Here is a 781-nt window from a genome sequence, read left to right as displayed (position 1 = left end):
ACCACGGTGCCCTTGGCGAGAACGCTGAAGTAGATGGAGATCTTCTCCGGCACGCCATTGATCTACTGGAGTCCGTTCGCACCCAGGGTGAGAACGATCCCTACTGGAATGCTCGGATGGGCTACTCCTGCCTGATGGCATACAGCTCCGCAGCCACCGCCTACGAGTACGCAAAACGCTGGCTGGCTCTGGCCCCGGATGACCCGGATGCCCAAAAGCTGGTGCGGGACTGTGAGGAATGTCTGGAGGAGGGAAATTCCTTGGAACTGGATTGGAATGAGCGGGAGGAGATCATCCGGCGGGAGACCATTCCCCCTGCCGATGATGACATCCTCGGCCATGTGAAAGTACATATCGACCAGCAGTTCGGCATCTATACCCAGCTCCTCACGGACAGCAGCGACCCGGCTCACCCGCTGGAGATCGCCGTCATCCCGCCCCGGCCGGAGCATGACTACTACACTCTGGTCACTGTCGGCTTGAGCCGGCATATAAAGACATGGCTGATGGGCTCCTGGGACTGCGGAGTATTTACCCACCGGGAGATTGCCCAGCGGCTTATGGATACCTTCACCGGTCTGAAGCTCAAGGAACTAGCGTGGTTTGAGAACCCAAGAGAAAAGACTCTGAAAAATGGCAAACCGCGTGCGCGCCGGGCCAAGTGGCTGCCGAACCGGGAGGTGGATCTGGTCTACCTCTATTCCGACCGCTATCTTGACGCCAGAAATCCCTCTCCCGCCGAAACCGACTTCTTCACCGTCACAAGGATGGATGCCTGGGG

1 pseudogene is annotated in these 781 nt (G+C 58.5%); it reads left to right on the top strand.

Annotated features, from left to right (window positions below):
- Window positions 1-781 (top strand): annotated as a pseudogene (locus B5F88_RS21680) (suppressor of fused domain protein); the annotation flags it as partial.

The sequence above is a fragment of the Flavonifractor sp. An306 genome (assembly GCF_002159455.1).
In the GTDB taxonomy this organism is placed as follows: Bacteria; Bacillota; Clostridia; order Oscillospirales; family Oscillospiraceae; genus Flavonifractor.
This window is presented reverse-complemented; position numbering and strand designations above follow the sequence as displayed.